General features: G+C 60.3%; 2 protein-coding genes and 3 pseudogenes. 1 reads left to right on the top strand and 4 read right to left on the bottom strand.

Translation table 11 applies throughout. From position 1 onward, the window contains the following. Both AC0L3X_RS46685 and AC0L3X_RS46680 read right to left on the bottom strand, forming a co-directional pair. Positions 1-569 (bottom strand): annotated as a pseudogene (locus AC0L3X_RS46685) (IS21 family transposase); the annotation flags it as partial. Positions 570-663: 94 nt separating this feature from the next. Continuing rightward, positions 664-906, bottom strand: a pseudogene (locus tag AC0L3X_RS46680) (transposase); the annotation flags it as partial. Between the two features lie 216 nt (positions 907-1,122). On the opposite strand from AC0L3X_RS46680, the pseudogene AC0L3X_RS46675 reads away from it, so the two are divergent. After that, positions 1,123-1,634 (top strand): annotated as a pseudogene (locus AC0L3X_RS46675) (IS66 family transposase); the annotation flags it as partial. Between the two features lie 61 nt (positions 1,635-1,695). On the opposite strand, the gene AC0L3X_RS46670 reads toward AC0L3X_RS46675, so the two are convergent. After that, positions 1,696-3,129, bottom strand: coding sequence for a hypothetical protein (locus tag AC0L3X_RS46670; RefSeq protein WP_439034121.1), 1,434 nt, complete (start codon positions 3,127-3,129; stop codon positions 1,696-1,698). A gap of 248 nt (positions 3,130-3,377) precedes the next feature. Beyond that, positions 3,378-3,650: oleate hydratase (locus AC0L3X_RS46665; RefSeq protein WP_473317561.1), on the bottom strand; the 273-nt coding region annotated here is incomplete at its 5' end.

The raw sequence follows: 3,650 nt of genomic DNA, 5'->3' as shown, positions 1-3,650 counted from the left end.
GCAGGTGCCTTTGAACAGGGCGAACGCCCGGTCGTGGGCGTCGAACACCATCTCCTGCGTCTCCCGCGGATAGGCCCACACGAACAGCATGCGGCTGTGACAGAGCTGGACATGAGCAGCCTTCACCATCACCGTGGTGCCGCTCAGCAGGACGACCTCGTGGCTCCAGTCGAACTGGTAGGCTTCGCCTGGTGCAAAGCTCAGCGGCACATAGGCCGACGCTGTGGAGGTGCCGCGTTCCTTGCTCCACCCTCGCACGTATCGACGAACCGCATCATAGCCGCCGGCATAACCCAGGCCGCGAAGCTCTTCGAATAGCCGGATCAGCGTCAGCCGTTCCCGCGCCGCCTTGCTCTCATTCCCTGCCAGCAGCCGGTCAAGCTCGGCACTCCAGGCGCCCATCTTCGGGAGTGGCTGCGTCTCGCCCTCATACCGGAACTCCGTCGCTTGAGAACGAATGACCTTGCGAACTTCCGCGATACGCCAAGTTCTCGGCAGATCGCCTTGATCGGACGACCATCAACAAAGTAGGCGCGACGGATCTTACCAATCGTCTCCACCACCAGCATCCCAACCTCGGCTTCCATGACTCGATGGAAGCCACTGTGGACCCTGATCCAGGGGTCCCGCTTGGGCTCTGACGCAATTTTGGTGCAGCTCCGATTATTCTGCGCCAATTAGTCTGGCTTGAAGCAGGTCGATTTTCCCGCGACCGTACATTTGACGTCTAACGAGTTTGAGGCGCGTGATCTGACCCTCAGTCTGCCCATTGGACCAAGGTGAAGTGATCGCCGCCCGCACTGCCGCCTCATCCTTGGCGACACCATTGGCGAACGAAGCTACGAGACTGGCGCGGGCTCGCTCGATCCATGGGGTAAGTCCCGCCTCAATCTTGCGCCGGACCATCAAGCGAAGACTGCGTCTTCCGCTGGCTGAAGATCGGGATGGCGTGACGCGTTTGTCGGCGGCGGAATTGTCGGCGCTGCTTGAGGGGCTTGACTGCCGGTGTGTCCACGCGGCACGGGAGACGATCGTCCCGACGAAAGCCGGATAATTGTGGGCCGCGCGAATCAGGGGCATCGAGCGCATCGTCAAGCTGGCGCGAATATGCGCTGATTGCCGGTGAGCGACAACCTTCCTGATGATCCCGAAACGCTCAAGGCGCTGCCGCTGGCAGCGCTTCACGAGAGCGAGCGGCTGCGCCAGATCATCAAGGAGCTGCAGCGTCATCGCTTTTGGCCGGAAGACCGAGACGCCTCCTGAGAAGCAGATGGTACTCGGTCTAGAGGATGTCCAACAGGTTGCGGCTTGTACGGAAGCCAGCCAGGACGAGACAGCTCCGGAAGGTCGCACCGAACGGGCGCGCAAGCGCCGCAACAATCGCGGGGCACTTCCGGCCCATGTTCCGCGGATCGAGGTCGTCCTCGACCCGACGACAAGATCTGCTCCTCCTGCCAAGGCGGACTGGATCAGATCGGTGAAGACAGGAGCGAGCGGCTGGACATGGTGCTGGCGCAGTTCCGCGTTGTCGTCACCCGACGCCCAAATACGCCTGCCGAGCCTGCGAAGATGGCGCATGCAGGCCGACGCTGGCCCGGCTGATCGAGGGCAGCCTGCCGAGGAAGGCAACCGTCCCCAGGTTCGGTCCGGACCGGAGGATCTATTCCCCGAAATTCGCAGGTTGCTGAAAGCGGTTTATCGCCAGTGCGACCAGTTGTGAGCCAAAATAGCGATCGCACGCAACGCACTAGCCGCTTTCACGAGTGAAGTGATGGGTTTGACGGTGCCGATCTCGTTTATTGGCATGGTGTCTATTCGTCGCAGCAGGCGCGCGAAGCTGCTCAATTGTCTGTTCAGCAGAGCGATGTCGACGTAGTCACCCGGCTCAACACTTAGCAGGTACTGCGGTATGGTGACGAGCGCGATGTTCGGGATGCCTTTGAGGTAGAGCGGCTGGCCTTCGCCGAATTGAATGAGCGCGTTTGGGGCTGACACTCTCGGTCGTTCGTCGGTTGTGCGCCACTCTGATTCGATAAGCGCAGCCAGCTGCGGAGTGGAGGCGTAGAGCAATTCGGGTTCGGGCTTGCCGGTCGGCTCGTAGGCGTCGTTGACAGGATCGTCCCGGTATTCTCGAGCGCCGAGGTGCTCCATCACGAGACCTGCCACCGCGTGGCGATTTCCGGGGCCGCCGGCCCACCACTCTGGGTGATCCCGCAACCAGCGCGAAGTCGCTTGGCCATCGTCAGTGAGCGCCGGAATCCGCAGGTGTCCAGCGGTTAACACGAACACGACGGTGCGCGCCAATGGTTGAGCGACCATCTGCCGGGCGAGTTCGACCAAACCAATGTGACCGTTCTCCTCGAGAATATTGGTACCGTCGCTGTGGCTCACCAATAGCACAGTTTGATGGGCTGCGCTGCGACCTTCTACAACCGCCCATATCGTGCGCATGGTGCTGTCTCGTTCCATCACGGCATCAACGATCAGCGTTCCCTGGCCGCCTCGTGAAGCGGCGGCGAGTACAAAGTCGGCCTCGTCTCCAGCCACGAAGACGGCTGGAATGTTCTGGTAGGGCAACGTGAACGGTAAATACTGTCCTTTGGCGTTGGCGGTGCTTATGCCGCGCCAAGCGAAGATCACCGCTTCGACGCCAGCTCGTCTCGCAGGCGTCAGGCCGAGGCCGGCGAGTGTAGCTGGGATCAGCGGCATAGTGGTCTTGCCCCATGCGCGAGCCCGGTCCCAAGTCTTGACCACCGCACCAAGCGGGAACTCACGATTATGGACCTCGACGACTGCAATTCCTCCGCGAGCTTTAGCCCATCGGGGTATTGGGCCCCGTAATCTATGCAATTGCTTTTCGATCCCTGGGGGGCCGGTCGTGCCGGAATAGGGAAAGACCGAAGAGATCGCTACGTCGCGTCCGTCGATATCGAGACGCAGACTGTTCCGGTTTTCGGCCGCCATGCTCCAACGATCGAAATGCAGAATGTCTTCGTGAACTCGCAGGCCGAAATCGGCCCACTGCTGTTTGACGTGCTCGATAAGTCGATCATGGGACTTTGAGCCGGAGAGTCGGGAGCCAAGCGACTCCAAGTACATCAGCTCGGCGCGGATGGTATCGTGATCCAAGGCAAAGAACTCCATACTGCGGATTTAGGTAGGGAAACGAAATGGTCCCGGAACAAAGTGATACTTGCCTGGGCGGGCAATCTGCCGCCTATGTTCGGGAAGAGGTCGCAACTCGCTCCCACAACATCCATGCGCGCTCGCTGGCGAATCGGATGTATTTCGCGCCGCGAACTGCCAGGCTGTCCACCGCGACGGAATTCAGGACGCACCTTGCCGGATCGCATAAAGGACCGCCGCGAGAACTAGTCTCAGTCCCGGAATAGCTGCCGCACCCTTGCAGGACTTCTCTCACATTTTTCCGGATCGTTTGGTATTATTGCAAGAGGTTGACTGGGCCGCCCTACGCGGCTAGTCGTGTCTTTTCTGCTGTGGTCGATGCGCAATGAAGTAGCAGGTGTCAGCCCGCGTTTAACGTCGAGCAAGGTGAACACGGCGGTTTGCGCGGCGCGAACGGAATATTCCACCGTAAACACGACGTCGTCAGGCATTTCGCAGAATTGGCCGGTGAAGGCGAGATTGCG

It is taken from the genome of Bradyrhizobium sp. MI1.7 (assembly GCF_055811795.1).
The sequence above is the reverse complement of the archived record's forward strand: the minus strand, read 5'-3'. Positions and strand labels throughout refer to the sequence as shown.